Source organism: Amycolatopsis pigmentata (assembly GCF_042684065.1).
Taxonomy (GTDB): domain Bacteria; phylum Actinomycetota; class Actinomycetes; order Mycobacteriales; family Pseudonocardiaceae; genus Amycolatopsis_E; species Amycolatopsis_E pigmentata.
The window spans coordinates 212,736-235,969 of sequence record NZ_JBHUKR010000024.1 but is presented as its reverse complement, the minus strand read 5'-3'; the positions used below and the strand labels follow the sequence as shown (position 1 = coordinate 235,969).

Here is a 23,234-nt window from a genome sequence, read left to right as displayed (position 1 = left end):
CGTCACTCTTCGCATACACACGGGTTCACGGGTCTCGAAGCGAGGAGGTTCACACCCGTGGTTCAGGACGGCCGCTTAGCATCGAAAGGTATGACGCAGGCTGGGACAGCCCCCGAAGACGCGCGGCCGCCCGAAGAACTGTCGCTCGCGGCCGAGTTCACGGCCCCGAGGCGAGCCGACTGGCAGGCCCTGGTCACGAAGGTGCTCGAAAGAAGCGGCGAGCTTCCGCCGGACTTCGAAGGCGACCCGGAAAGCCTGCTGGCCGCCACCACCTACGACGGCATCGGCATCCAGCCGCTTTACACCGCCGAGGACGAGGCTCCACCGGCCGGCTTCCCCGGGCTACCGCCATTCGTGCGCGGCGGCAGGCCCGAGGGTGGCGCCCGCGCCGGGTGGGATCTCCGGGTCCTGCACGCGCACCCCGATCCGGTCGTCACGAACAAGGCCGTCCTCGCCGACCTGGCCAACGGCGCGACCTCGGTGTGGCTGCGCGTACCGCCCGAGGCACTCGGCCGAGCCCTTCAGGGCGTCCACCTCGAGGCGGCTCCGATCGTGCTGGAACCGGGCGAGGACTACGAACGCGCCGCGGACATCCTGATGAGCCTTCTTTCCGACGTTCCGTCCGGCGAGGCCGCCGGTGCCCTCGGGGCGGACCCGATCGGGTTACGGGCGCGCACCGGCCGTCCGTACGACCTCGGCCCCGCGGCCGCGCTGGCGGCCGGTATCGCCGGGCGCTACCCGAAGCTGCGCGCGATCGTGGTCGACGGGCTGCCCTTCCACGAGGCGGGCGGGTCGGACACGCAGGAACTCGGTGCGTCGATCGCGGCGGCCGTGGCCTACCTGCGAGCGCTCACGGACGTCGGCCTGAGCGTCGAGGACGCCGCGACCCAGCTCGAGTTCCGGTTCGCCGCCACCGCCGACCAGTTCCTCACCATCGCGAAACTACGGGCGGCCCGGCGGCTGTGGGCACGGGTCACCGAGGTGTCCGGGGGCACGGCGCTCGGGATGCGGCAGCACGCGGTGACGTCTCCGGCGATGCTGACGCGGCGCGACCCCTGGGTGAACATGCTGCGTACCACCGTCGCGTGTTTCGCGGCGGGTGTGGGTGGCGCCGAGGCGGTGACAGTGCTGCCGTTCGACGCGGCGATCGGCCTGCCGGATTCCTTCGCCCGGCGCATCGCCCGCAACACGCAGTCGATCCTGCTGGAGGAGTCGCGGCTGGCCGGGGTCATCGATCCGGCGGGCGGTTCCTGGTACGTCGAAAAACTCACCGACGACGTGGCGCGGGCGGCGTGGCGCGAGTTCACCGAGATCGAACGACAGGGCGGGATCGTGGCCGCGCTCGATTCCGGTTTCGTGGCCGGCAGGCTGGCCGAAACCCGCGCTGAGCGTTCCGCGCGGGTCGCCACCCGCGAGCATCAGATCACCGGCGTCAGCGAGTTCCCCGACCTGGCCGAGAAGCCGCTCGCACGCGAACCGTATGTGTCCGCAGTGGACGGTGGTTTGCCGCGGATCCGGTACGCGCGAGCCTATGAGGAACTGCGCGACCGTTCCGACGATCACCTTGCCGAGCACGGCGAACGACCGAAGGTCTTCCTGGCGGCGCTCGGCTCGCCCGCCGCGCACACTGCTCGCGTCACCTTCGCGGCGAACCTGTTCCAGGCAGGCGGAATCGAGACGGTCTACCCGGGCACCACGGACGATGTGGCCGAGGCGTTCCGCGAGAGCGGCGCGCGAATCGCCTGCCTGTGCGGCAGCGACCGGACTTATGCGGAGCAGGCCGGGGATGTCGCCGCGAGGCTGCGCGAAGCGGGTGCGACAGCGGTGTCGCTGGCCGGGAAGCCCGCCGAATACGGTGACGGGATAACAGAGTTCGTCTACACCGGCTGCGACGCGCTCGCGGTATTGACCAGCACCCTCGAGAAGCTGGGAGTCAAGTAATGGGACACCAAAGAGCGCGCCGTTTGTTTCCGCTGCTTTGCGGGGCCACGGCCCCCGCACCCCCGCTGGGGGCAAGCCCCCAGACCCCCTCATCGGGGCGGCAGGGCGCCCATCCACTCCAAGCGACGTGTGCCGGGAAGGAACGCCCTGTCGACGCGATCGCGGGGGCGCGCAAACTCGCGGAGGAACAGTAATGAGCATTCCGGACTTCACCGAAGTCGAGTTCGGTGTTCCCGCCCCCGGTGGCGCGGCCGCCTGGGCCGAGGCGCTTCATTCCAGCACCGGCAAGGGGCCCGACGCGCTGGCCTGGGAAACCCCCGAAGGCATCGGCGTGAAGCCGCTCTACACCGCGGATGATCTGTCCGATGTGGACTTCCTGAACACCTATCCCGGTATCGCGCCCTTCCTGCGGGGGCCGTATCCGACGATGTATGTCAACCAGCCCTGGACCATTCGCCAGTACGCCGGTTTTTCCACCGCCGAGGAGTCGAACGCCTTCTACCGCCGCAATCTCGCGGCCGGGCAGAAGGGCCTGTCCGTGGCGTTCGACCTGGCCACTCACCGCGGTTACGACTCCGACCATCCCCGGGTCGCCGGTGACGTCGGCATGGCGGGCGTGGCCATCGATTCGATCTATGACATGCGGCAGCTCTTCGACGGCATCCCGCTGGAGAAGATGAGCGTGTCGATGACGATGAACGGCGCGGTGCTCCCGGTGCTCGCGCTCTACATCGTCGCGGGCGAGGAACAAGGCGTCGAGCCGGAACAACTCGCCGGCACCATCCAGAACGACATCCTCAAGGAGTTCATGGTCCGCAACACCTATATCTATCCGCCACAGCCGTCGATGCGGATCATCTCCGACATCTTCTCCTTCACCTCGCGCCGCATGCCGCGGTTCAACTCGATCTCCATTTCCGGCTATCACATGCAGGAGGCGGGGGCGACCGCGGACCTCGAACTCGCCTACACGCTGGCGGACGGTGTCGAATACATCCGCGCCGGGCTCGACGCGGGGCTCGACATCGACCGGTTCGCGCCCAGGCTGTCGTTCTTCTGGGCCATCGGCATGAACTTCTTCATGGAGGTCGCCAAGCTGCGCGCCGCCCGGCTGCTGTGGGCCAAACTGGTCAAGCAGTTCGAGCCGCGCAACGAGAAGTCGCTGTCCCTGCGCACGCACTGCCAGACCTCGGGCTGGTCGCTGACCGCTCAGGATGTCTACAACAACGTCATCCGCACCTGTGTCGAGGCGATGGCCGCGACCCAGGGGCACACGCAGTCGCTCCACACGAACGCGCTGGACGAGGCGCTCGCGCTGCCGACCGACTTTTCCGCGCGCATCGCGCGGAACACCCAGTTGATGCTCCAGCAGGAGTCCGGCACCACGCGGGTGATCGACCCGTGGGGCGGCAGCGCCTTCGTCGAACGCCTCACCTACGACCTGGCACGCCGGGCGTGGGGGCACATCAACGAGGTGGAGTCCGCGGGCGGAATGGCTCGTGCCATCGATGCCGGGATCCCCAAGCTGCGCATCGAAGAGGCGGCCGCCCGCACCCAGGCGCGGATCGACTCGGGACGGCAGCCGGTGATCGGGGTCAACAAGTACCGGGTCACCGAGGACGAGGCCATCGACGTGCGCAAGGTGGACAACGCCGGTGTGCGCGCGAGCCAGTTGGAGAAGCTGCGGCGGTTGCGCGAGGAACGCGACGAAGAAGCCACGCAGGACGCGCTGCGCCGGCTCACGGCGGGTGCCGAGGCCGATGGGAACCTGCTCGAACTGGCCATCGACGCGGCACGGGCGAAGGCCACGGTCGGTGAGATCACCGAATCGCTGGAGAAGATCTGGGGGCGGCACTCCGGCCAGATCCGTACGATTTCGGGCGTGTACCGCGACGAGGTCGGGAAATCCGCGAGCGTGGACGAGGCACGTGAGCGGGTGGAGGCCTTCGCCGAGGCGGAGGGGCGCCGCCCGCGGATCCTGGTCGCGAAGATGGGCCAGGACGGGCACGACCGCGGCCAGAAGGTGATCGCCACCGCCTTCGCCGACCTGGGCTTCGACGTCGACGTGGGCCCGCTGTTCTCGACCCCGGCCGAGGTGGCTCGGCAGGCGGTCGAGGCCGACGTGCACATCGTCGGCGTGTCGTCGCTGGCCGCCGGTCACCTCTCGCTCGTGCCGGCGCTGCGCGACGAACTCGCGGCCCTCGGCCGCGAAGACATCATGATCGTGGTGGGCGGCGTCATCCCGCCCCAGGACCACGACGCGCTGCGTGAAGCGGGTGCGACGGCGATCTTCGGCCCGGGCACGGTGATCGCCGACGCGGCTCTGGGCCTGCTCGAAAAGCTGGAGCTGGCCTGAGTGGCCCGGAAGATCGATGTCGGCGAGTACGCCAAGGGTGTGCTCGCGGGGGATCGCGGGGTGCTGTCGAAGGCGATCACGCTCGTCGAGTCGAGCCGGCCCGATCACCGGCGGCAGGCGCAGGACCTGCTGATCGAACTGCTGCCGGAGGCGGGTGGCGCCCGGCGCGTCGGGATCACCGGCGTCCCCGGAGTCGGTAAGTCGACATTTATCGACCAACTGGGCACCGACCTCACCGAGGCGGGTCACCGCGTCGCGGTGCTCGCGGTCGACCCGTCGTCCACCCGGACCGGCGGCAGCATCCTCGGCGACAAGACGCGCATGGCCCGGCTCGCGGTCGATCCGTCCGCCTTCATCCGGCCGTCGCCGACCTCCGGCACGCTCGGCGGTGTGGCCAGGGCGACCCGGGAGACGATCGTGCTCATGGAAGCCGCCGGCTATGACGTCGTCCTGGTCGAGACCGTCGGCGTCGGGCAGTCCGAGGTGGCGGTGGCGAACATGGTCGACTGCTTCCTGTTCCTGACCCTCGCCCGCACCGGCGACCAGCTGCAGGGCATCAAGAAGGGCGTGCTGGAACTGGCGGACGTGATCGCGGTGAACAAGGCCGACGGCTCGCACGAAACCGACGCCCGGCGTGCCGCGCGCGAACTCGGCGGCGCGCTCCGGATGATCTACGGCCCCGACGCGGCCTGGACACCACCCGTGCTGACCTGCAGCGCGCTGCACGACATCGGGTTGGACACCGTCTGGCAGCAGATCGAACGGCATCAGCAGACGATGATCTCCTCGGGTGAGCTGGACCGCAGGCGTAAGCGGCAGCAGGTGGAGTGGACCTGGGCCCTGGTACGGGACCAGCTCCTCGGCAGCCTCGCCGAGCATCCCGGCGTCCGGGCGGTGGTGCCCGAGGTCGAAAAGGCGGTGGCCGAGGGCAGGCTCACCCCGACGCTGGCCGCGCAGCGCGTCCTCGATGCCTTCTCTGGCGTGACTTCCGGTAACTGACCCGGCAAACTGGGTATCCGGGTGCCGAGGGAGGCGGAATGATCAAGAAGTTCCTGTCCGGGCTGATGCTCGGCGTCGTGCTGTTGTTCATGGCCCCGGCCACCCCCGCGCTCGCGTCGCCCGTCCCGGTGACCGCCGCCGCGCCCGCCGCGCAGCAGGTCACCACGCCGCCGCCCGGACCTCGCATCGACCCCGCCGAGAACTCCAAGGCGAACGCGGAGAAGACGAAGAGCAAGGTCATCGTCGGGGTGATCGCCGTGGTGCTGGGGGGCATCGTGTTCTGGGGCCGCATGATCCGGCGCAAGCGCAAGAAGAGCGCTTCCTGAACCGTTCCGAGGGTGGGGTTTCCGAGCTCCGCCACGCCGGCATGACGATCCCCGGGCAAGCTTCTCGACGGCGGATCCGTAAAGGGTAGGTAGAGCCGTTCGGGGTACACCCAGGCCGAACTCACTCCTGCCGTTCGACGCAGATCCACTACCGGCCGTCCGGATGCCGGCCCACATGGCATCCGATTGGCGGTTGTATCGTGCAATATTGCGGCAAATGGGTTAACTCTGAGCGTATTTACGGAGGTTTCAGCGTGACCGTGCTCGACTCACGGGTTCCTGGTGACCGTGATGGACGTGCCCCGATCGAGGCGCTGGACGCGCTGATCACGCCGACCGGGGTGAGCATGGCACCTGTGACCGACCTCGGTGCCGGGAGAGGACCGTTCTGGCTGGACGAGTGGCTGGAACGCGCCACGGGCGACCTCGTGGCCTGGCGTCGTCACGTCCACGCCAATCCCGAACTCGCGCGCAACGAGTACGGCACCACCGAGTTGATCGCCGCGGTGCTGCGTTCGGCCGGGCTGCAGCCGTCGATCCTGCCCGGTGGCACCGGGCTGATCTGCGACGTGGGCAGCGGCTCCGCCTGCGTCGCGCTCCGGGCGGACATCGACGCACTGCCGGTCACCGAGGCCACCGGCCTGCCCTATTCGTCCACTGTGGATGGTGTGGCGCACGCCTGCGGGCACGACGCGCACACCGCGATGCTGCTGGGCGCCGGGCTGGCGCTGGCCGCGGCTCCGGAACTGCCCGGGCGCGTGCGGCTGATCTTCCAGCCTGCCGAAGAGGTCATGCCCGGCGGCGCGCTCGACGTGATCGCCGCGGGCGGGCTGGACGGGGTCGACCGGATCTTCGGGTTGCACTGCGACCCGCGGCTCGCGGTGGGACGGGTCGGCTCGCGAGTCGGCGCGCTGACCTCGGCCGCGGACCTGATCGAGCTGAGGCTGACCTCGCCCGGCGGTCACACGTCCCGGCCGCACCTGACCGCGGACACCGTGCACGCGCTGGGCGTGATGATCACGTCCCTGCCCGCCTTGCTGTCGCGGCGGGTCGACCCGCGATCGGGCACGGTGCTCGTGTGGGGCGCGGTGCACGCCGGGCAGGCCGCGAACGCCGTGCCGCAGGACGGGGTGCTGCGCGGGACGCTGCGTACCGCCGACCACGAGGTGTGGAAGGCGCTCGAACCGATGGTCTCGTCCTCGGTCGAATCCCTGCTCGCGCCGACCGGAGTCGGGTTCACCCTGGACTACCGCCGTGGCGTGCCGCCCCTCGTCGGTGACGAGGAAAGCACCGTGGTGCTGCGCGCCGGGGTCGAGGCCGCGCTCGGGGAGAAGGCGCTCGCCGGAACGGAACAGTCCTCCGGTGGGGAAGACTTCGCGTGGTACCTCGAGCACGTGCCCGGGTCTTTCGCCCGCCTGGGTGTCTGGCCGGGTACCGGCGAGCAGAAGGACCTCCACCGCGCGACCTTCGAACTGGACGAGCGCGCCCTCCCGGTCGGCGTGCGCGTCCTCGTCCACACCGCACTGGCCGCCCTGGCCTGAGCGTGGCGTAGCGTGCCCGGGCCGGTGCCCGGGCACGACGCTACCTATCAGGGCCCTATTCCCCCGCAGGGGCGGGTCCGTAGATCGTCCACATAGTCCTTGGGCGCGCCTGCGGCCTCCGCCGCGTCGGCGATCACGCCGAGATAGCGCGCCGACGGGAGACCGCCCTCGTAGGCGTCCAGCACGTACAGCCAGGCCAGGACCGAACCGTCCATGGTCTGCACCCGCAGACGGATCTTGTTGTGCAGGCCCAGCTCGCCGCCCTCCCAGAGGTCGAGCCCGGCTTCGTCGAGCGGCGACACGTCGTAGAGCACCACGAAGACCCGGGAACCGGGGTCCTCGACGATGGTGGCGAGCGCGCCCTCCCAGCCGATGTCCTCGCCACCGAAGGTGAGCCGCCAACCCTCCAGCCATCCGGTGCCCGCCATCGGCGAGTGGGGTGCGCGCTCCATCATCTGCGTGGGTTCCATGTTGGACCCGTAGGCGGCATACAACGGCACGGGCACAGCCTAGCGACCAGTCGTCCGTCCGGCCCTCCTAAGGTGGTCGTGACAACGCAGCCACCACACGGTGGAGACCACACGCGCCTGCCACTCAGGGTCACCGCGCGGGTACCGACGCGAGTGCCGTTCGCCGAAAGCGGTGCCAGGAACGGCGAAAACGTGGTGCGGAGGTGGCCCGGCTCACGCGCCGGCCACCAGGCGATTGCAGAGGAGCGCACGTGACCAGGATCGTGATCATGGGTGGCGGACCCGCCGGCTACGAGGCGGCGCTGGTGGCCGCGCAACATGCCGCCGACGTCACGGTGATCGAACGCGACGGGCTGGGCGGAGCATGTGTCCTCTACGACTGTGTCCCGTCGAAGACCTTCATCGCCTCGTCGGGCGCCCGGGCCGGCATGCACGGCCTCGCCGAGCTGGGCATCGTGTCCGACATCGGCCAGGTGGGCGTCGACCTCCCCACGGTGCACGGCCGCGTGAAGGGGCTGGCGGTCGCCCAGTCGGCCGACATCCGTGCCCGGGTGCAGCGCGAAGGTGTGCGCGTCATCACCGGCGTGGGGCGCTTCTGTGACGAGGAACCCGGCCTGGCGGCGCACAAGGTCGCGGTCTCGCCGAGCTCCGGCGAGCCGTTCGTGCTCGACGCCGACGTCGTCCTGGTCGCCACCGGCGCGACGCCGCGGGTTCTGCCCGGGGCGGTGCCCGACGGCGATCGCATCCTCGACTGGCGGCAGCTCTACGACCTGCCCGAACTCCCCGAGCATCTGGTCGTGGTCGGGTCGGGGGTGACCGGCGCCGAGTTCGCGTCCGCGTACACCGAGATGGGGGTCAAGGTGACCGTCGTGTCCAGCCGCGACCGCGTCCTGCCGCACGAGGACGCCGACGCCGCGGCCGTGCTGGAGGAGGTCTTTTCCCAGCGGGGCACCACGGTGGTCAAGCACGCGCGCGCCGAGCGGGTCGAGCGGATCGAAAAGGGCGTCGCCGTCCATCTCGCCGACGGCCGCGTCGTCGAGGCCAGTCACGCGCTGATGACCGTCGGCTCGGTGCCCAACACCGCCGACATCGGCCTGGACAAGGTCGGCATCGAGCCCGGTCCGGGCGGATTCATCACCGTGGACCGGGTCTCCCGCACGAGCGTGCCCGGCGTGTACGCGGCCGGGGACTGCACCGGCGTGCTCATGCTGGCGTCGGTGGCGAGCATGCAGGGCCGGATCGCGATGTGGCACGCGCTGGGCGAAGGGGTCGCGCCGATCAAACTCAAGACGGTCGCGGCGAACGTGTTCACCCATCCCGAGATCGCCACGGTCGGCATCAGCCAGGCGGCGATCGACTCCGGCGAGGTGCCCGCCCGCACCATCATGTTGCCGCTGGCCACCAACGCGCGGGCCAAGATGGAAGGCCTGCGGCACGGTTTCGTGAAGCTGTTCTGCCGCCCGGCGACCGGTGTCGTGGTGGGTGGCGTGGTGGTCGCGCCGAGCGCCAGCGAACTGATCCTGCCGATCGCGCTGGCCGTGCAGAACCAGCTCACTGTCGATCATCTCGCCCTGACCTTCTCGGTGTATCCGTCCTTGTCCGGCTCGATCACCGAGGCGGGGCGCCAGTTGATGCGGCACGACGACCTCGACTGACGGCGCGGCAACCCGGACACGTGTCCGCGCGTGTCCGGGGTATGAAGTTCATTTCGCTGCTCCTCGGTCTCGTCCTGCTGGCCGGGTGTTCTTCGGGGCCGGCGCCGGCGGCGACGCCCGCGGGCGGTAAGCCGGACGGTGCGTCCACGGCCACTTCGTCACCGGCCGCCGGACTCGCGCGGTCGGAACCCACCGAGATCGACGTGCCCAGGATCGGTGCGCATTCGACGCTCATCCCGCTGGGCCTCAACCCGGACAACACCATCGAGGTGCCACCGGTGAGCACGCCGCGTCAGGCGGGTTGGTACGTCAACGGGCCGGCGCCGGGCGAGGCCGGTCCCGCGGTCATCCTCGGGCACGTCGACGGGAACAAGCAGGAGGGCATCTTCTACCGGTTGAAGGAGCTCACGGTGGGAGACCGGATCTCGGTGTCCCGTAAGGACGGCACGACCATCGGGTTCGTGGTGTCCAAAGTGGATCAGATCGCGAAGAACGTCTTCCCCTCCGACGCGGTCTACGGGGACACCAAAGATCCCGAACTCCGGTTGATCACCTGTGGCGGCAGCTTCGACAGTGCCGCGCACAGCTACCGGGACAACATCATCGTCTACGCCGTGCGTTCGTGACTCCTGTTTTTGTCGGTACCCGGTGCGACACTGGGGTCAACGCGGGAGATACCGGCGAAAGACAGGAGATCGAGATGGTTTTCCGTGACACTCCATGGCCCGAGGGCACGCCGTCCTGGGTCGACGTGATGGTGCCCGACGTGTCGCGCGCGGTCGCTTTCTATCGTGCGCTGCTGGGCTGGCGGTTCGAGGATCAGGGCGAAGAGTACGGGCATTACCAGATCGCCACGGTCGAGGGCAGAAGCGCGGCGGCGCTCGGTCCGAAACCTCCCGATCTCGCCGATGTCCCATCGACCTGGACGACGTATCTCGCGGTGACCGATGTGGACAAGAGCGCCGCGAAGATCACCGAGGCAGGGGGAACCCTGCTGATTCCGCCGGGCGATGTCGGCGAGTCCGGACGAATGGCGCTGGCGGCCGATCCGGCCGGGGCGGTGTTCGGTCTGTGGCAGGCAAAGGAGAATCCGGGTCTCCAGATCGCCAACGTGCCCGGGACGCTGGTCTGGAACGAGTGCATGACCAGTGATTTCGAGGGCGGTAAGGCGTTCTACGGCGAGGTGTTCGGTTATCGCCTGGAAGACATGTCCGGTGACGGTTTCTCCTACGTGACGCTGAACGTGGGCGACAGGCCGGTCGGCGGTCTCGGCGCGCTTCCCGCGGACGCGCCGGAGAGTGCCGTTTCGCATTGGGCGACCTATTTCGGGGTGGCGGACACCGATGCCGCCGTGGCGAAGGTGAGAGAACTGGGCGGCACCCTCTTCGGGGAGCCACATGACAGTCCTTACGGCCGGATGGCGCAGGTCGCCGACGATCAGGGAGCACGGTTCACTGTGATTTCCGTCGAAACGTAGACCGCGGGAAAAATTCCGCGACAGCGGGCAACGCGAGCGCCTGCTCGGGTGTGTTCAAGGCAGCAGTACACATCCGATGGAGGTAGCTGATGCGAATCAAGGGAATTGCGGCGGCGGCGACTCTGCTCGCGGCGGGCGCCACTCTGCTCGCCGGGCCGATCGCGGGGGCGACGGCCTCATCGCCGTATCCGCAGGACGGCTCCCCGGCCACCTGCGCACCCGCCGCGCCGGCCCCTGGCGACGGAACCCCGTCGACAGGGCCGGTCGACCAGGCACCCACGGCGGCCCCGGGTACGGGGCTGACGGCAGCACCGGCCCCGGCGCAGAGGTCGGAACCGACGCGGGTAACCGTGCCGAGCGAGCGCCTGCGTGGTCTTACGGACTGTTCTCCGAGGACAGGGTCCGCGCCGCAGGTACGCGTCAGGCCGCTGGGAGCGCCGCAGACCGGCGACGGGTCGCTGGCCGTGGCATGACAGGCTGTTTGAAAACTCCACAGTAGACGGAAATCGGGGAAGCCGTTGCCGTTCGGTGGTTTCCGGACGGGGCGGGCGCGGGAGGACCAGGGGGTCGCACCGCGCCCGTCCCGGCGGCGCTCACTCCACCCAGTCGAAGGTCTTCGTGACGGCCTTCTTCCAGTTGTGGTACTGGGCTTCGCGGTGAGCCTCGTCCATGTTCGGGGTCCACTCCTTGTCCTGGGCCCAGTTGTTCCGGATGTCGTCCTCGCCCTCCCAGAACCCGACGGCGAGCCCCGCGGCGTAAGCGGCGCCGAGCGCGGTGGTCTCGCTGACCACCGGGCGGATCACGGGCACGCCGAGAATGTCGGCCTGGAACTGCATGAGCAGCTCGTTGACGACCATCCCGCCGTCGACCTTCAGCGACTTCAACGGGACTCCGGAGTCCGCGTTCATCGCCTCGATCACCTCGCGTGACTGGAAGGCGGTCGCCTCGAGCACCGCCCGCGCGAGGTGCCCCTTGTTCACGAACCGGGTCAGCCCGACGATCGCGCCACGGGCATCGGAACGCCAGTACGGAGCGAAGAGCCCGGAGAACGCGGGCACGAAGTAGGCCCCGCCGTTGTCCTCGACGGACCGCGCCTGTTCTTCGACCTCGGCGGCACTGCCGATCATGCCGAGGTTGTCGCGCAGCCACTGCACGAGCGCACCGGTGACCGCGATGGAGCCTTCGAGCGCGTACACCGTGTCCTTCGAGCCGATCTTGTAACAGACCGTGGTGAGCAGGCCGTTCTCCGACATCACCTTCTCCGTGCCGGTGTTGAGCAGCACGAAGTTGCCGGTGCCGTAGGTGTTCTTGGCCTCGCCGGGGGACAGGCACGCCTGTCCGAAGGTGGCCGCCTGCTGGTCGCCCAGGATGCCGGCGATCGGCACTCCGGCCAGCACGCCGCGTTCGCGGACCTTGCCATACTCCTCCGAGGACGACCGGATTTCCGGCAACATCGACCCCGGAATGCCCATCTCACCGGCGATGTCGTGGTCCCAGGACAGCGTGTCGAGGTCCATCAGGAGGGTGCGCGAGGCGTTGGTCGGGTCGGTGACGTGTAACCCGCCCTCCGGGCCACCGGTCATGTTCCACAGCACCCAGGTGTCCATGTTGCCGAACAGCAGTTCCCCGGCCTCGGCTCGTTCGCGCACGCCGTCGACGTTGTCGAGGATCCATTTGATCTTCGGGCCGGAGAAGTAGGTGGCCAGCGGCAGGCCCGTCTTAGCGCGGTACCGCTCCTGGCCGCCGCCCAGCGCGCCCAGTTCCTCGACGATCTTGCCGGTCCTGGTGTCCTGCCAGACGATGGCGTTGTGGACGGGTTTGCCGGTCTTGCGGTCCCACACCAGAGTCGTCTCGCGCTGGTTGGTGATGCCGACCGCGGCGATGTCGCGGGCCGTCAGATCGGCCTTGGCCAGCGCCCTCGCGGTGACGGTACGGGTGTTCTCCCAGATCTCCTCCGCGTTGTGCTCCACCCACCCGGCCCGCGGGAAGATCTGCTCGTGCTCCTGCTGGTCGACGGCGACGACCTGACCGGAGTGGTCGAAGATCATGGCCCTGGTTGACGTCGTGCCCTGGTCTACGGCGGCGATGTAAGGCATGTTCTCTCCCATATCAGGTCAGGTTGTGCACTGCCAGGTAGAGGATGGCGGCGAGCGCGCCACCGGTGAGCGGCCCGACCACCGGAACCCACGAATACCCCCAGTTCGGGTCGGCCTTTCCCCTGATCGGCAACACGAACGCGTAGGCGAGACGCGGGCCGAGGTCGCGGGCGGGGTTGATGGCGTAGCCGGTCGGGCCGCCCAGCGACGTACCGATGACCAGCACGACGAACGCCACCCCGGCATAGCCGAGCGCGGAGTTGCCGAAACTGGGTGTGCCGTCGCCCGATGTCTTGACCGTGGGACTCAGCAGGATCCAGGCGACCAGCACGAACGTACCGATGATCTCGGTCACGAGATTCCACGCCTTGTTGGGGATCAGCGGGCCCGTGGAGAAGATGCCGAGCGTGTTCTCGGGCTCCGGGTGATCATCGAACTGGAGCTTGTAGGTCAGCCAGCACAGCACGGCTCCGAGGATCGCGCCCACCATCTGCCCCGCGACGTACACCGGGACCTCGCTCCATGGCGTCTTTCCCGCGATCGCCAGGCCCAGTGTGACCGCGGGGTTCAGATGCGCGCCGCTCGGCGACGCGAGGCTCGCACCGGCGAACACGGCGAACCCCCAGCCGACGGTGATGAACAGAAAGCCCGCGTTGTGCCCGTTGTTCTTTCGCAGCACGTGGTTGGCCACCACGCCGTTACCGAGGAGGATCAGTGTCGCGGTACCGAGCAACTCCCAGACGAATATGCCACCCGCACTCATTCCGCCCCTTCCCTGCAGTCGGTCGTGCTTCTCCGGGCAAGCGGCGGGCGGCCTCCGGCGCCGTTGCCGTTTACCACCCGGTGCACGTTACTTGTTAGTAGCCGTCATTCCAAGGCTGATTTCTCCGCGAGTGGAACGCCTGTACCAAAGTCGGCGGAGGTGGCGCCGGGCGTGCGATGCTGGTTGCGTGCAGGACCGGGGATCGACGAGGAGGCGTGAGTGACGGACGCGATGCTGGGGCCCGCCGCGAGGGAGGCAGCGTGGAAGCGGCTGGGTGAGGACAAGTTCGACGTGGTGGTGATCGGTGGCGGGGTGGTCGGGTGCGGTACCGCGCTGGACGCCGCCACCCGCGGTCTCAGGGTCGCGCTGGTGGAGGCACGTGACTTCGCCGCGGGCACCTCCAGCCGGTCGAGCAAACTGTTCCACGGCGGGCTTCGTTACCTCGAACAGCTCGAATTCGGTCTCGTGCGCGAGGCTCTTCGTGAGCGTGAGCTCATGCTGACGCGGCTCGCTCCCCATCTGGTCAAGCCCGTGAGCTTCCTCTATCCGCTGACTCACCGGCTCTGGGAGCGCCCGTACACCGCCGCGGGGCTGCTCCTTTACGACACCATGGGCGGCGCCCGCTCGGTGCCCGGGCAGAAGCATTTGACCAGGGCGGGTTCGCTGCGCATGGTTCCGGCACTGAAACGCGGCGCGCTCATCGGCGGGATCCGGTACTACGACGCGCAGTCCGACGACGCCCGCCACACGATGACCGTCGCGCGTACCGCGGCGCAGTACGGCGCCGTGGTCCGGACTTCGACCCAGGTCGTCGAGTTCCTCCGCGAAGCCGACCGCGTCTCCGGGGTGCGGGTGCGCGATGTGGAAGACGGCCGGGAAACCGAAATCGACGCCAACGCGGTGATCAACTGCACCGGGGTGTGGACCGACGAACTGCAGCGGCTTTCCGGCTCACGCGGCCGTTTCCGGGTGCGTGCGAGCAAGGGCGTCCACATCGTCGTGCCGCGGGACCGGATCGTCTCCGAATCGGGGCTCATCCTGCGTACCGAACAATCCGTGTTGTTCGTCATACCCTGGCGCAACCACTGGATCGTCGGCACCACCGACACCGACTGGCATCTCGACCTCGCGCACCCGGCGGCGACCAAGAACGACATCGACTACATCCTCGAACACGTCAACACCGTGCTCGCCACGCCGTTGACCCACGACGACATCGAGGGTGTGTACGCCGGGCTGCGGCCCCTGCTGGCCGGCGAAAGCGAAGAGACTTCGAAGTTGTCACGGGAACACGCGGTCGCCCGGGTGGCCCCCGGACTGGTCGCGATCGCGGGTGGCAAGTACACGACCTACCGCGTGATGGCCGCCGACGCGGTCAACGCGGCGTCAGTGGACCTGCCCGGCCGGTTGCAGTCGTCCATCACCGACCAGGTGCCGCTCGTGGGCGCGGACGGGTACCACGCGCTGGTCAACCAGGCCGACCATCTGGGCGCGCAGGTGGGCCTGCACCCCTACCGCGTGCGGCATCTGCTCGACCGGTACGGCTCGCTCGTGCGCGAGGTGCTCGATCAGGCCAAAGACCGGCCCGAACTGCTGCGTCCGATCGAGCACGCTCCGGATTACCTGGCCGTCGAGGCCGTTTATGCCGCCAGCCACGAAGGCGCGTTGCACCTGGAGGACGTGCTGGCACGGCGGACCCGGATCTCGATCGAGTACCCGCATCGCGGCGTGGACTGCGCCGAGCAGGTGGCGCGGCTGATGGGCGACGTCCTGGGCTGGCCGGAGGCGCGAATCCTGCATGAGGTGAAGGTCTACACCGCGCGAGTGGCGGCGGAGCGTGATTCCCAGTCCCAGCCGTCCGACGAGGCCGCTGATGCCCGCCGTTCCAACGCTCCGGAGGCGCGTGCCCGGCTCACCGAACCCGTCGGCTAGGCAGGCCCGCGCACGGCCGGGCCGACAGGGCGCGGCTGTCAGGGTGACCACAGAGCGCGCTGTCTTTGTCCGCTGTCGGGGCGGCAGGGCGCCCATCCCCCCGACGGGAACGTGTGACGGTAGAAGCGCCCCTGTCGACGCGATCGCGGGGGCGCGCGAACTCGCGGAGAAGGCTCCTAGCGTGCGGGTTTCGGGTTGTCCGGCAGGGGACGGGCCTGCCGCTGGACACGGCGTCCCGCACAGGGAACCCGGGCGACCCCGGCCGATGGCTCACGCATCGGAACGGACGGCTCGCCCACCTGCGTGGCGGGTGTTTCGGGGGAGTGGAGCACCACGGTGTCGCCGGAGAGCAGCGCCTTGCAGGTGATGCGGTTGCCGATGGGATGCGACATCGGCGCGATCAGCAGCACCCGGCGCGGGCCGTCGGGATGGGCGGCGCAGGTGCGGGCGAACTCCTCGTACTCGTCCCGGTAGGAGACGAGCCCCTCGTCGGCGGGGAAGAGGGTTTCGACCGAGCGGGGCAGAACCGAGTCCTCCTCGTCTGCGCCGGCCGGAGCGGATTTCCGCCGGCCGAGCACGAGCGGGTCTTCGGGGTCGGCCGAGACGACGTGGTCGGGGTTGAGGCCACCGAGCGCGCCCGGACACTCGACGTGAGCCACCCGGGCACCCCGCAACTGGGCCGCGATTTGCAGCAGAATGGTTTCCGGCATGTTTCCGCCGGTAATGGCGACGAGATCACCCGGTGCGACGCCTTCGCTTTTCAGCAAGCCGTGCAACCGTCTCAGTGCTTCGTAAGCGTCCCGATACGTCACGGCCGCGCTACCATGGGCGAAAGCGATTTCGTCGCCGCCGTCACAGAGCACGTCGAGAATCCGGGTCAGGAAGAGGCTCGACTCGGCCACGTTTCCCCCGTTCGGCGCTGAAACAGGTACCTGTCCCCAGATCATCACAAGAGACGGTGCCGGTGCGAGGAATTGTGTCCGCTCGCACAGCCCTATCGGGTCGATCGTAGACAACGGAGAAGTTTACGCCCGTCCGGCGACACCAGGGTATCGACGAAACGGAAACCGCACCGCCGCGCCACCGCGGCCGAGGCGTCGTTGCCCTCGTGATAGAGGTAGGCCACCTCTCGCAGGCCCAGTGCGTCCGTCCCGAATCGCACCGCCGCGTTCACCGCGGTCACCGCGACCCCCCGTCTTCGTTCGGCCGGATGAACCCAGATGGTCGCCTCCGCGGTGCCGGAGGCCCGATCGAGGTCCTTGAGACCGACCTCGCCGAGCAGGCGGCCCGTCACCGGTTCGGCGACGGCCCACGAGCATCGCTCTCCGCGCGCCCATTCCGCCGCGCGGCGGGCGATGTAGCGGTCGGCTTCCCCGGTGTTGCGTAACCGGTAGTTGAGTACGAAACGCTGATGGTCGGCGTCGGCGAAGGCCTCGATGAGGGCGGGCCGGTCGTCCAGCAGGTCGTCGGCGCGAAGCTGGCGCAGGTAATAGACCCCCGCGTTGATCTCGACCGGTTCCATCCGGTTCCCGTTCCCGGCACTCATCGGTTTCTGCTCGTCAGCAGGAGCGCGGCCACCGCGGGCAACAGGAACACCAGCCATATCCCCCGGGCCACGGTGAAGAACAACACGACCGCGATGAGCGCGGCGACCGGTACCACGCCCGGGGACAGGCGGCGAGCCGGAGCGGTCCTGACCGGGGCGTCGAGCACGGCCGGACGCGGCGCCGGCAGATCCGCGAACAGTGGCGCCAGGTCACGGCGGGTCTTCGCGGCGCTGGCCTTGGCCGAACGCGCACCGAACTCGTCGAGGTCCAGCCGTCCGGTGCGGACGTGCTCGGACAGTGCCTCGATCGCCTCATCGCGCTCAGCGTCGCTGAGCCGCATGTCCGCGGTCACAAGGCCGATTCTACGGGCGGCCACGGTGGCGGTCGCGAAGATCGCGCCGGTGTTCACGTTCGCGCTCGCGATCACCCCGCCGATGGTCACGTTCACGCTCGCGATCGGCTCGCCGGTCGTGTTCCCACTCGTGGCCCCACAGGCCCCGGCCGACGGCGGTGAGGATGAACGGCAAGGCCATGATCCACCAGAAGTGGGTGGTGACGCCGATGATGACCGCGACGACCCAGAACAGCGGAACGCCCGCGGCCACGGCCCGCTGGTTCAGCGGCCGGTCCGTCCAGGTGGCCGGCTGCGTGGAGGTGGCCGGCGCCGGCGCGGCCTGCTCGGCGGTGGGCGTGCCGGTACCGAACCTGGGGTGCGGTTCCGGAAGGTCGGTGAACAACGCGCCCAGGTCACCCCTGGTCTTCGCCGCGGTGACCTTGGCGGAGCGCTCGCCGTACTCGTCGATGGTGAGGCGGCCATGACTCATGTGCTCGCCCAGGGCGTGCAGTGCCTGTTCGCGGTCGGCGTCACCGATCCGGATTTCCGGGGAGTCCACGAACCAATGTTAGGTCCTATCGCGAAGTTCGTGTCCCCGTTCGCGGCAATGAGCGTCCGCGCCCGGGAAAACGCCCTGGAAACTAGTCTGTGATTTCCAGCAGGGCGGCGCCTTGCGTGACGGCGGTGCCGACCTCGACCGAAACGCCGGAGACCGTGCCGGATTTGTGTGCGGTGACGGGGTTTTCCATCTTCATCGCCTCGAGGACGACCACGAGGTCACCGGCCTCCACCTGCTGGCCCTCCTCGACCGCCACCTTGACGATCGTTCCCTGCATGGGCGCCGTCACGGCATCGCCGCCGGCCGTGGTCTTCGAGCCGCCCGCGCGTTTGCGCGGCTTCGCCTTCGTGGTGGTGCCGTTACCGCCGCCGATCGCGAGGTCACCGGGCAGGGAGACCTCGAGCCGTCGGCCGCCCACCTCGACGACCACGGTCTGCCGAGGCTCGGCGCCTTCACCGGACTCGGGCTCCGGGGCTTCGAAAGGCGGGATCTGGTTGTCGAACTCGGTTTCGATCCAGCGTGTGTGGACGGTGAAAGACTCGGCGAACGCGGGGTCCCGCACCACCGCACGGTGGAACGGCACCACCGTGGCCAGGCCTTCGACCGTGAGCTCGTCGAGGGCGCGGCGGCTGCGCTTGAGCGCCTGCTGCCGGTCGGCGCCGGTGACGATCAGTTTCGCCAGCATGGAGTCGAATTGGCCGCCGATCACGCTGCCGGTCTCCACCCCGGAATCCACCCGCACCCCGGGACCTTGGGGAAAGACCAGCTTCGTGACGGTGCCGGGCGCGGGCAGGAAGTTCCGGCCTGCGTCCTCGCCGTTGATCCGGAATTCGATGGCGTGGCCGCGTGGTTCGGGATCTTCGGTGATGTCCAGCTTCTCGCCGCGGGCGATTTTGAACATTTCGCGAACCAGATCGACGCCCGCCGTTTCCTCCGAAACCGGATGCTCGACCTGCAACCGCGTGTTGACCTCGAGAAAAGAAATCGTGCCGTCGGTTCCGACGAGGTATTCGACCGTGCCGGCGCCGGAATAACCCGCCTCCCGGCAGATGGCCTTGGCCGATTCGTGGATGGTCCGGCGCTGCTCGCCGGACAGGAACGGCGCGGGGGCCTCCTCGACGAGTTTCTGATGACGGCGCTGCAGGGAACAGTCCCGCGTGCCGACCACCACCACGGTGCCGTGCTTGTCGGCGAGCACCTGAGCTTCGACGTGCCGGGGCTTGTCGAGATAACGCTCGACGAAGCATTCACCGCGACCGAACGCGGCGATGGCCTCGCGGGTCGCGGATTCGAACAGCTCGGGGATCTCTTCCTTGGTACGGGCCACTTTCAGGCCGCGGCCCCCGCCGCCGAAGGCGGCCTTGATAGCGACCGGCAGGCCGTGCTCGTCGGCGAAGGCGACGATTTCCTCCGGGCCGTCCACCGGATCCTTGGTGCCGGGCACGAGTGGCGCGCCCGCCTTCAACGCGATGTGCCGCGCGGTCACCTTGTCGCCGAGGTCGCGGATCGCCTGCGGGCTCGGGCCGATCCAGGTCAGCCCGGCGTCGATCACGGCCTGTGCGAAGTCCGCGTTTTCGGACAGGAAGCCGTAGCCGGGATGCACGGAATCCGCGCCTGCCCGCTTGGCGACGTCGATGAGCTTGTCGATGACCAGATAGCTTTCGGCGGCAGTGTCGCCACCGAGCGCGAACGCTTCGTCGGCGAGCCGGACATGCGGCGCGTCCCGATCGGGATCGGCGTAGACGGCGACGCTCGCGAGCCCGGCGTCCTTGGCCGCCCTGATCACCCGGACCGCTATTTCGCCGCGGTTGGCGACGAGAACCTTGGTGACCGATCCGCCATGATTCGCTTGCTGCGGCACGCCCTACCTCCCGTGGTCCGAACGGCTTCACCCGAGCTTACGGCGGAGTAGTCCCCACGTGCTGAGAGGCAGCTCACGCCTACCTCACCCCGAGCCGGGGGGCTCTCCCGGGTGTCTTGCTCTCGGACCGGAATCGATTCAGGAGCGCCAGAGCTTCACCACGCTGACGCCGACCTCGGCGAGCAGGCGCCGGGTGAGCGGCAGGCTGATTCCGATGACGCTCGACGGGTCACCGTCGATGCCTTCGACGAACCAGCCGCCGAGTCCGTCGAGGGTGAAAGCACCGGCGACGTTGAGCGGTTCACCGGTGGCGAGGTACGCGTCGAGTTCGACTGGATCGGGGTCGGCGAAACGGACGGTCGTAGTCTGGCTGCCCACCGCGTGCCGCGTGCGGCCTCCGTTTTCGATCCGCAGGACCGCATGGCCGGTGAGCAGTTCGCCGGTGCCGCCGGCCATCTGGGCCCAGCGTTTGCGCGCGATCTCGGGTTCGCCCGGCTTTCCGACCAGTTCGCCACCGATGGAAAGCATCGAGTCACAGCCGACCACGACGGCCTCACTGTCGGCAACGGTGGCCGCGACAGCTTCCGCCTTCGCCATCGCCAGCGCGGTGACAATCTCACCGGGAGACCGGTCGGCCACCGAGGCGGCCAGGGCATCCTCGTCGACACCGGAGACCATCACGTCCGGTTCGATGCCGGCGGCGCGGAGCACGGCGAGGCGAGCGGGGGAGGCGGAAGCGAGTACGAAGCGCACGAGCCGCAGACTACCGCCTCCCGACTCTCCGGTTACGCGATCGCGGGCTCCGGCTGGGCGGGCTTCTCGGCCTGATGCCGGGGCGTGACGCGCCGCATGGCCATGGCCGCGAACATGCCCAGGACGAGTACCGCCACCGGCAGGATGAGGGTCTCGCGAGTGGCGTCGGTCAGCGCCTTGCCCACGTTGCCGTGCTCACCGGCCATCGACGCGGCGATACGTGCTTGGAGCAGCACGCCGGTCGCGGCGCTGCCGAGCACACCACCCACCTGCCTGGCGGTGTTGAAGATGCCGGACGCCGCACCGGCCAGCTTGGGCTGGACCGAGCCCATCGTCGCGTTGCTCATCGGCGCGAACACCGACCCGGTTCCGATGCCGCACACGAGCAGTCCGGGCACCATCGCCCAGGCGCCGCTGTCGGGACGCACCATGACCGCGATGAGGGTGAGTCCGGCCGCCAGCCCGAACAACCCGAACACCACCAGGTACTTGGGGTTGGTCTTGTCGGACAGCTTGCCGATGAACGGCGCGACGAGGCCGGACAGCAGGGACATCGGCGCGGTCAGCAGGCCCGCCTTGGTCGGTGAGAGTCCCATCACCTGCTGGATGTAGATGACCAGCGGCAGGAACATCGCGGTCATGGTGAACCCGACGGTGACCGAGGTGAGCGTGCCGGCGGAGAAGGTGCGGTTGCCGAAAAGACTCAGCGGCAGAAGCGGTTCCTTCGGGTTGAACCGTTGCCACACCACGAATCCGGCGAGCAGCGCCACCCCGGCGGCGATGAACTCGTAGATGGTGAACGGCCCGAAGACCCTGCCCCAGTCGTAGTACTGTCCATTTTGGAGTCCGAACACGAGCAGGCAGAGTCCGGCGGCGGAGAGCAGGATTCCCGGGACATCGAAGGAATGGGCGTGCTTCGGTTGCCAGTCGGGCACCAGCAGGACGGTCAGCACCATCCCGGCCACACCGATCGGGACGTTGACGAAGAAGATCCATTGCCAGCCCAGGCCGTCCACGAGCACGCCGCCGAGAAGGGGGCCGGCGATCGTGGCCAGGCCCGCGACGCCACCCCACAGCCCCATCGCGGGACCGCGTTTCGACGGCGGGAAAAGGTGCGTGATGAACGCCAGCGTCTGTGGTGTCATCAGCGCCGCGCCGAGTCCTTGCACCGCGCGCGCGGCGATCAGCGTGCCGGCGCTGCTGGAAAGACCACACCACAGCGACGCCAGGGTGAACACGATCAGTCCGGCGAGGAAGACCCGCTTCGGGCCGAACCGGTCGCCCAGCCTGCTGGTGAACAGCATCGGCACCGCGAAGGTGAGGAGGTAGACGCTCAGCACCCAGACAACCGAGTTGAGGTCGGTGTGCAGCCCGGTCACCATCGACGGAATCGCGATGGCCACGATGGTGGTGTCGAGCAGGATCATGAAGAATCCGACGCACAGCGCGAGAAGTGCGCTCCACGGGTTAGCTTGCCTGGTCATCCGTCTCGTCCTTGGTCTCCACAATGGACAGTTCTGGGCGTTGCTCCGGTTTCTCGTCCGGCCAGGTGATCCGGCCGGACTCCAGGTCCTCGATCAGCTTCTCCGTCCACTCCAGTTCGGACTTCCGCTGGTGGTTGACGTAGGCGAAGTCGACCCAGTACATGCGGTTCAGGTCCTCGCCGAGGAGGTGGTCGACGGCCACCTTGTCCGCGGCGAGTTGCTGGCGCAGGTTCATCACCCGGAGACCGAGTTGTTCGAGGAAGTCCTCGCGGGACAACTCGGTGCCCGCGGCCAACGCCATCGGGTATGGCGTGTAGTCCGGCGCCAGCGTGGCGAGCATTTCGCGGGCCTGTTCGGCGTAGGTGTCCCGTCCGAGCTCCGTGATGCCATAGACCGTGCGTTCGGGCCGGCGTCCTTGCCGCTGAGTGTCGACGACCTCGAGAAAGTCCTGCGATTCGAGCCGTTCGACGGTGTGGTACAGCGAACCCGGCCGCAGCTTGACCCGCCGGTCCGTCCGGCGCTGGCGCATCACCTGGGTCATCTCGTAGGGGTGCATCGGACGCTCGTGCAGGAGTTCGAGGACGGCCATCGCCAGCGCGGTCAACGGCTGATTCGACGAAGCCACCAATCGCTCCTCTCGGAAGGATCCACGTCGTTTATTCCATGTGGAATATATCGAAGTGGAGTGGTGGCGTCGACGGCCGGGCGGCCGCTACGCGGAGGTCGTTACGCATTCGTGGCGCGCCGAGCCGCGCCGTCCGCGTGCGGGAGCCCGCGACGGATTCGGCATCGTTCCTGCTCAGGCCGTCTCGTCAGGGCCGTGTTCCAGAGTGGTTCGGCCTCAGGTCTCCACACCAGGTGCGCCCGGGCGCACCTGGGGAAACGCGAGCGTGCTGAAGGAAATTTTCACCGAGGCAGCGAGGAAGCGCGCCAGGCGCCCTCGCCGGGGTGAAGCGGCCGGCGCACCATGGCGGCCCGGTCGGCCCACCACGAACGCCGCCGTGGCCTTTCCGGTGCCCGGCGTGCGGACTCCGCCGCCACGGCCGCCAGGACGACCGTCAGTGCGGCCAGTTCCGCGTCGTCGGGATTGCCTCGCACCACCCGCAGCGACGGACGTTCGCTCATGCCAGCCTCCTGTGT

The 23,234-nt window shown here is 68.7% G+C and carries 22 protein-coding genes; 10 read left to right on the top strand and 12 right to left on the bottom strand.

Annotated elements, in window-relative coordinates; genetic code table 11:
* The first annotated feature begins 90 nt into the window (after positions 1 to 90).
* The 5 genes from ACFSXZ_RS37955 (at position 91) to ACFSXZ_RS37935 (ending at position 7,163) form a co-directional block, all read left to right on the top strand.
* Complete coding sequence (locus tag ACFSXZ_RS37955; protein ID WP_378271041.1) at positions 91 to 1,941, top strand: methylmalonyl-CoA mutase family protein; 1,851 nt, start codon at positions 91 to 93, stop codon at positions 1,939 to 1,941.
* Between the two features lie 193 nt (positions 1,942 to 2,134).
* Positions 2,135 to 4,297, top strand: coding sequence for a methylmalonyl-CoA mutase (gene scpA, locus ACFSXZ_RS37950; RefSeq protein ID WP_378271039.1), 2,163 nt, complete (start codon positions 2,135 to 2,137; stop codon positions 4,295 to 4,297).
* A complete protein-coding gene (meaB, locus tag ACFSXZ_RS37945) occupies positions 4,298 to 5,296 on the top strand; it encodes a methylmalonyl Co-A mutase-associated GTPase MeaB (RefSeq protein WP_378271038.1) in 999 nt (332 codons plus the stop codon).
* Between the two features lie 38 nt (positions 5,297 to 5,334).
* Positions 5,335 to 5,622 (top strand): hypothetical protein, encoded by a 288-nt coding sequence (locus tag ACFSXZ_RS37940; protein ID WP_378271037.1) that lies wholly within the window; start codon positions 5,335 to 5,337, stop codon positions 5,620 to 5,622.
* A gap of 254 nt (positions 5,623 to 5,876) precedes the next feature.
* On the top strand, positions 5,877 to 7,163 hold the full coding sequence (locus ACFSXZ_RS37935; protein WP_378271035.1) for an amidohydrolase: 1,287 nt from the start codon (positions 5,877 to 5,879) through the stop codon (positions 7,161 to 7,163).
* Between the two features lie 47 nt (positions 7,164 to 7,210).
* Here ACFSXZ_RS37935 and ACFSXZ_RS37930 read toward each other — a convergent pair whose 3' ends face one another.
* A complete protein-coding gene (locus ACFSXZ_RS37930; protein WP_378271034.1) occupies positions 7,211 to 7,663 on the bottom strand; it encodes a gamma-glutamylcyclotransferase in 453 nt (150 codons plus the stop codon).
* A gap of 221 nt (positions 7,664 to 7,884) precedes the next feature.
* Here ACFSXZ_RS37930 and ACFSXZ_RS37925 point away from each other — a divergent pair, with 221 nt between their 5' ends.
* The 4 genes from ACFSXZ_RS37925 (at position 7,885) to ACFSXZ_RS37910 (ending at position 11,238) form a co-directional block, all read left to right on the top strand.
* The gene (locus ACFSXZ_RS37925; RefSeq protein WP_378271033.1) at positions 7,885 to 9,288 is read left to right on the top strand and encodes an NAD(P)H-quinone dehydrogenase; all 1,404 of its coding nucleotides are present in this window, start codon (positions 7,885 to 7,887) and stop codon (positions 9,286 to 9,288) included.
* A gap of 41 nt (positions 9,289 to 9,329) precedes the next feature.
* A complete protein-coding gene (locus ACFSXZ_RS37920) occupies positions 9,330 to 9,914 on the top strand; it encodes a class F sortase (RefSeq protein ID WP_378271032.1) in 585 nt (194 codons plus the stop codon).
* Between the two features lie 74 nt (positions 9,915 to 9,988).
* The gene (locus ACFSXZ_RS37915; RefSeq protein WP_378271030.1) at positions 9,989 to 10,765 is read left to right on the top strand and encodes a VOC family protein; all 777 of its coding nucleotides are present in this window, start codon (positions 9,989 to 9,991) and stop codon (positions 10,763 to 10,765) included.
* 89 nt (positions 10,766 to 10,854) lie between these two features.
* Positions 10,855 to 11,238 carry a hypothetical protein gene (locus tag ACFSXZ_RS37910; RefSeq protein WP_378271028.1) on the top strand — a complete coding sequence of 128 codons (384 nt, stop codon included), beginning with the start codon at positions 10,855 to 10,857 and terminating at the stop codon, positions 11,236 to 11,238.
* A 120-nt stretch (positions 11,239 to 11,358) separates the two neighbouring features.
* Here ACFSXZ_RS37910 and glpK read toward each other — a convergent pair whose 3' ends face one another.
* Complete coding sequence (glpK, locus tag ACFSXZ_RS37905; RefSeq protein WP_378271027.1) at positions 11,359 to 12,861, bottom strand: glycerol kinase GlpK; 1,503 nt, start codon at positions 12,859 to 12,861, stop codon at positions 11,359 to 11,361.
* Positions 12,862 to 12,874: 13 nt separating this feature from the next.
* Positions 12,875 to 13,624, bottom strand: a complete 750-nt coding sequence (locus ACFSXZ_RS37900; RefSeq protein WP_378271026.1) for an MIP/aquaporin family protein — start codon at positions 13,622 to 13,624, stop codon at positions 12,875 to 12,877.
* 231 nt (positions 13,625 to 13,855) lie between these two features.
* On the opposite strand from ACFSXZ_RS37900, the gene ACFSXZ_RS37895 reads away from it, so the two are divergent.
* The gene (locus ACFSXZ_RS37895) at positions 13,856 to 15,556 is read left to right on the top strand and encodes a glycerol-3-phosphate dehydrogenase/oxidase (protein WP_378271077.1); all 1,701 of its coding nucleotides are present in this window, start codon (positions 13,856 to 13,858) and stop codon (positions 15,554 to 15,556) included.
* Positions 15,557 to 15,732: 176 nt separating this feature from the next.
* Here the strand turns inward: ACFSXZ_RS37895 and ACFSXZ_RS37890 are convergent, their stop codons facing one another.
* From ACFSXZ_RS37890 to ACFSXZ_RS37850, 9 genes are all read right to left on the bottom strand, one after another.
* Entirely contained in the window at positions 15,733 to 16,458 is a 726-nt protein-coding gene (locus ACFSXZ_RS37890; protein WP_378271024.1) for an AMP-binding protein, read from the bottom strand.
* Positions 16,459 to 16,550: 92 nt separating this feature from the next.
* On the bottom strand, positions 16,551 to 17,078 hold the full coding sequence (locus tag ACFSXZ_RS37885; RefSeq protein WP_378271076.1) for a GNAT family N-acetyltransferase: 528 nt from the start codon (positions 17,076 to 17,078) through the stop codon (positions 16,551 to 16,553).
* A gap of 20 nt (positions 17,079 to 17,098) precedes the next feature.
* Positions 17,099 to 17,443 carry a DUF1707 SHOCT-like domain-containing protein gene (locus ACFSXZ_RS37880; RefSeq protein WP_378271075.1) on the bottom strand — a complete coding sequence of 115 codons (345 nt, stop codon included), beginning with the start codon at positions 17,441 to 17,443 and terminating at the stop codon, positions 17,099 to 17,101.
* A 22-nt stretch (positions 17,444 to 17,465) separates the two neighbouring features.
* Positions 17,466 to 17,996 carry a DUF1707 SHOCT-like domain-containing protein gene (locus ACFSXZ_RS37875; protein ID WP_378271023.1) on the bottom strand — a complete coding sequence of 177 codons (531 nt, stop codon included), beginning with the start codon at positions 17,994 to 17,996 and terminating at the stop codon, positions 17,466 to 17,468.
* Between the two features lie 82 nt (positions 17,997 to 18,078).
* On the bottom strand, positions 18,079 to 19,857 hold the full coding sequence (locus ACFSXZ_RS37870; protein ID WP_378271022.1) for an acetyl/propionyl/methylcrotonyl-CoA carboxylase subunit alpha: 1,779 nt from the start codon (positions 19,855 to 19,857) through the stop codon (positions 18,079 to 18,081).
* A gap of 138 nt (positions 19,858 to 19,995) precedes the next feature.
* Positions 19,996 to 20,610 (bottom strand): Maf family protein, encoded by a 615-nt coding sequence (locus ACFSXZ_RS37865; protein ID WP_378271021.1) that lies wholly within the window; start codon positions 20,608 to 20,610, stop codon positions 19,996 to 19,998.
* A 32-nt stretch (positions 20,611 to 20,642) separates the two neighbouring features.
* Complete coding sequence (locus tag ACFSXZ_RS37860) at positions 20,643 to 22,094, bottom strand: DHA2 family efflux MFS transporter permease subunit (RefSeq protein ID WP_378271020.1); 1,452 nt, start codon at positions 22,092 to 22,094, stop codon at positions 20,643 to 20,645.
* Complete coding sequence (locus ACFSXZ_RS37855; protein ID WP_378271019.1) at positions 22,078 to 22,719, bottom strand: PadR family transcriptional regulator; 642 nt, start codon at positions 22,717 to 22,719, stop codon at positions 22,078 to 22,080. The genes ACFSXZ_RS37860 and ACFSXZ_RS37855 overlap by 17 nt, the downstream gene beginning before the upstream one ends.
* Before the next feature lie 281 nt (positions 22,720 to 23,000).
* Positions 23,001 to 23,219, bottom strand: coding sequence for an acyl-CoA carboxylase subunit epsilon (locus ACFSXZ_RS37850; RefSeq protein ID WP_378271018.1), 219 nt, complete (start codon positions 23,217 to 23,219; stop codon positions 23,001 to 23,003).
* Between the last annotated feature and the right edge of the window lie 15 nt (positions 23,220 to 23,234).

What these genes read in the sequence shown, in the direction of transcription:
- ACFSXZ_RS37860 (WP_378271020.1), bottom strand. Translation starts at nt 22,094, where the DNA reads ATGACCAGGCAAGCTAACCCGTGGAGCGCACTTCTCGCGCTGTGCGTC.
- ACFSXZ_RS37895 (WP_378271077.1), top strand. Translation starts at nt 13,856, where the DNA reads ATGCTGGGGCCCGCCGCGAGGGAGGCAGCGTGGAAGCGGCTGGGTGAG.
- ACFSXZ_RS37915 (WP_378271030.1), top strand. Translation starts at nt 9,989, where the DNA reads ATGGTTTTCCGTGACACTCCATGGCCCGAGGGCACGCCGTCCTGGGTC.
- ACFSXZ_RS37850 (WP_378271018.1), bottom strand. Translation starts at nt 23,219, where the DNA reads ATGAGCGAACGTCCGTCGCTGCGGGTGGTGCGAGGCAATCCCGACGAC.
- ACFSXZ_RS37885 (WP_378271076.1), bottom strand. Translation starts at nt 17,078, where the DNA reads ATGGAACCGGTCGAGATCAACGCGGGGGTCTATTACCTGCGCCAGCTT.
- ACFSXZ_RS37880 (WP_378271075.1), bottom strand. Translation starts at nt 17,443, where the DNA reads ATGCGGCTCAGCGACGCTGAGCGCGATGAGGCGATCGAGGCACTGTCC.
- ACFSXZ_RS37940 (WP_378271037.1), top strand. Translation starts at nt 5,335, where the DNA reads ATGATCAAGAAGTTCCTGTCCGGGCTGATGCTCGGCGTCGTGCTGTTG.
- ACFSXZ_RS37920 (WP_378271032.1), top strand. Translation starts at nt 9,330, where the DNA reads ATGAAGTTCATTTCGCTGCTCCTCGGTCTCGTCCTGCTGGCCGGGTGT.
- glpK (WP_378271027.1), bottom strand. Translation starts at nt 12,861, where the DNA reads ATGCCTTACATCGCCGCCGTAGACCAGGGCACGACGTCAACCAGGGCC.
- ACFSXZ_RS37955 (WP_378271041.1), top strand. Translation starts at nt 91, where the DNA reads ATGACGCAGGCTGGGACAGCCCCCGAAGACGCGCGGCCGCCCGAAGAA.
- ACFSXZ_RS37900 (WP_378271026.1), bottom strand. Translation starts at nt 13,624, where the DNA reads ATGAGTGCGGGTGGCATATTCGTCTGGGAGTTGCTCGGTACCGCGACA.
- ACFSXZ_RS37910 (WP_378271028.1), top strand. Translation starts at nt 10,855, where the DNA reads ATGCGAATCAAGGGAATTGCGGCGGCGGCGACTCTGCTCGCGGCGGGC.
- scpA (WP_378271039.1), top strand. Translation starts at nt 2,135, where the DNA reads ATGAGCATTCCGGACTTCACCGAAGTCGAGTTCGGTGTTCCCGCCCCC.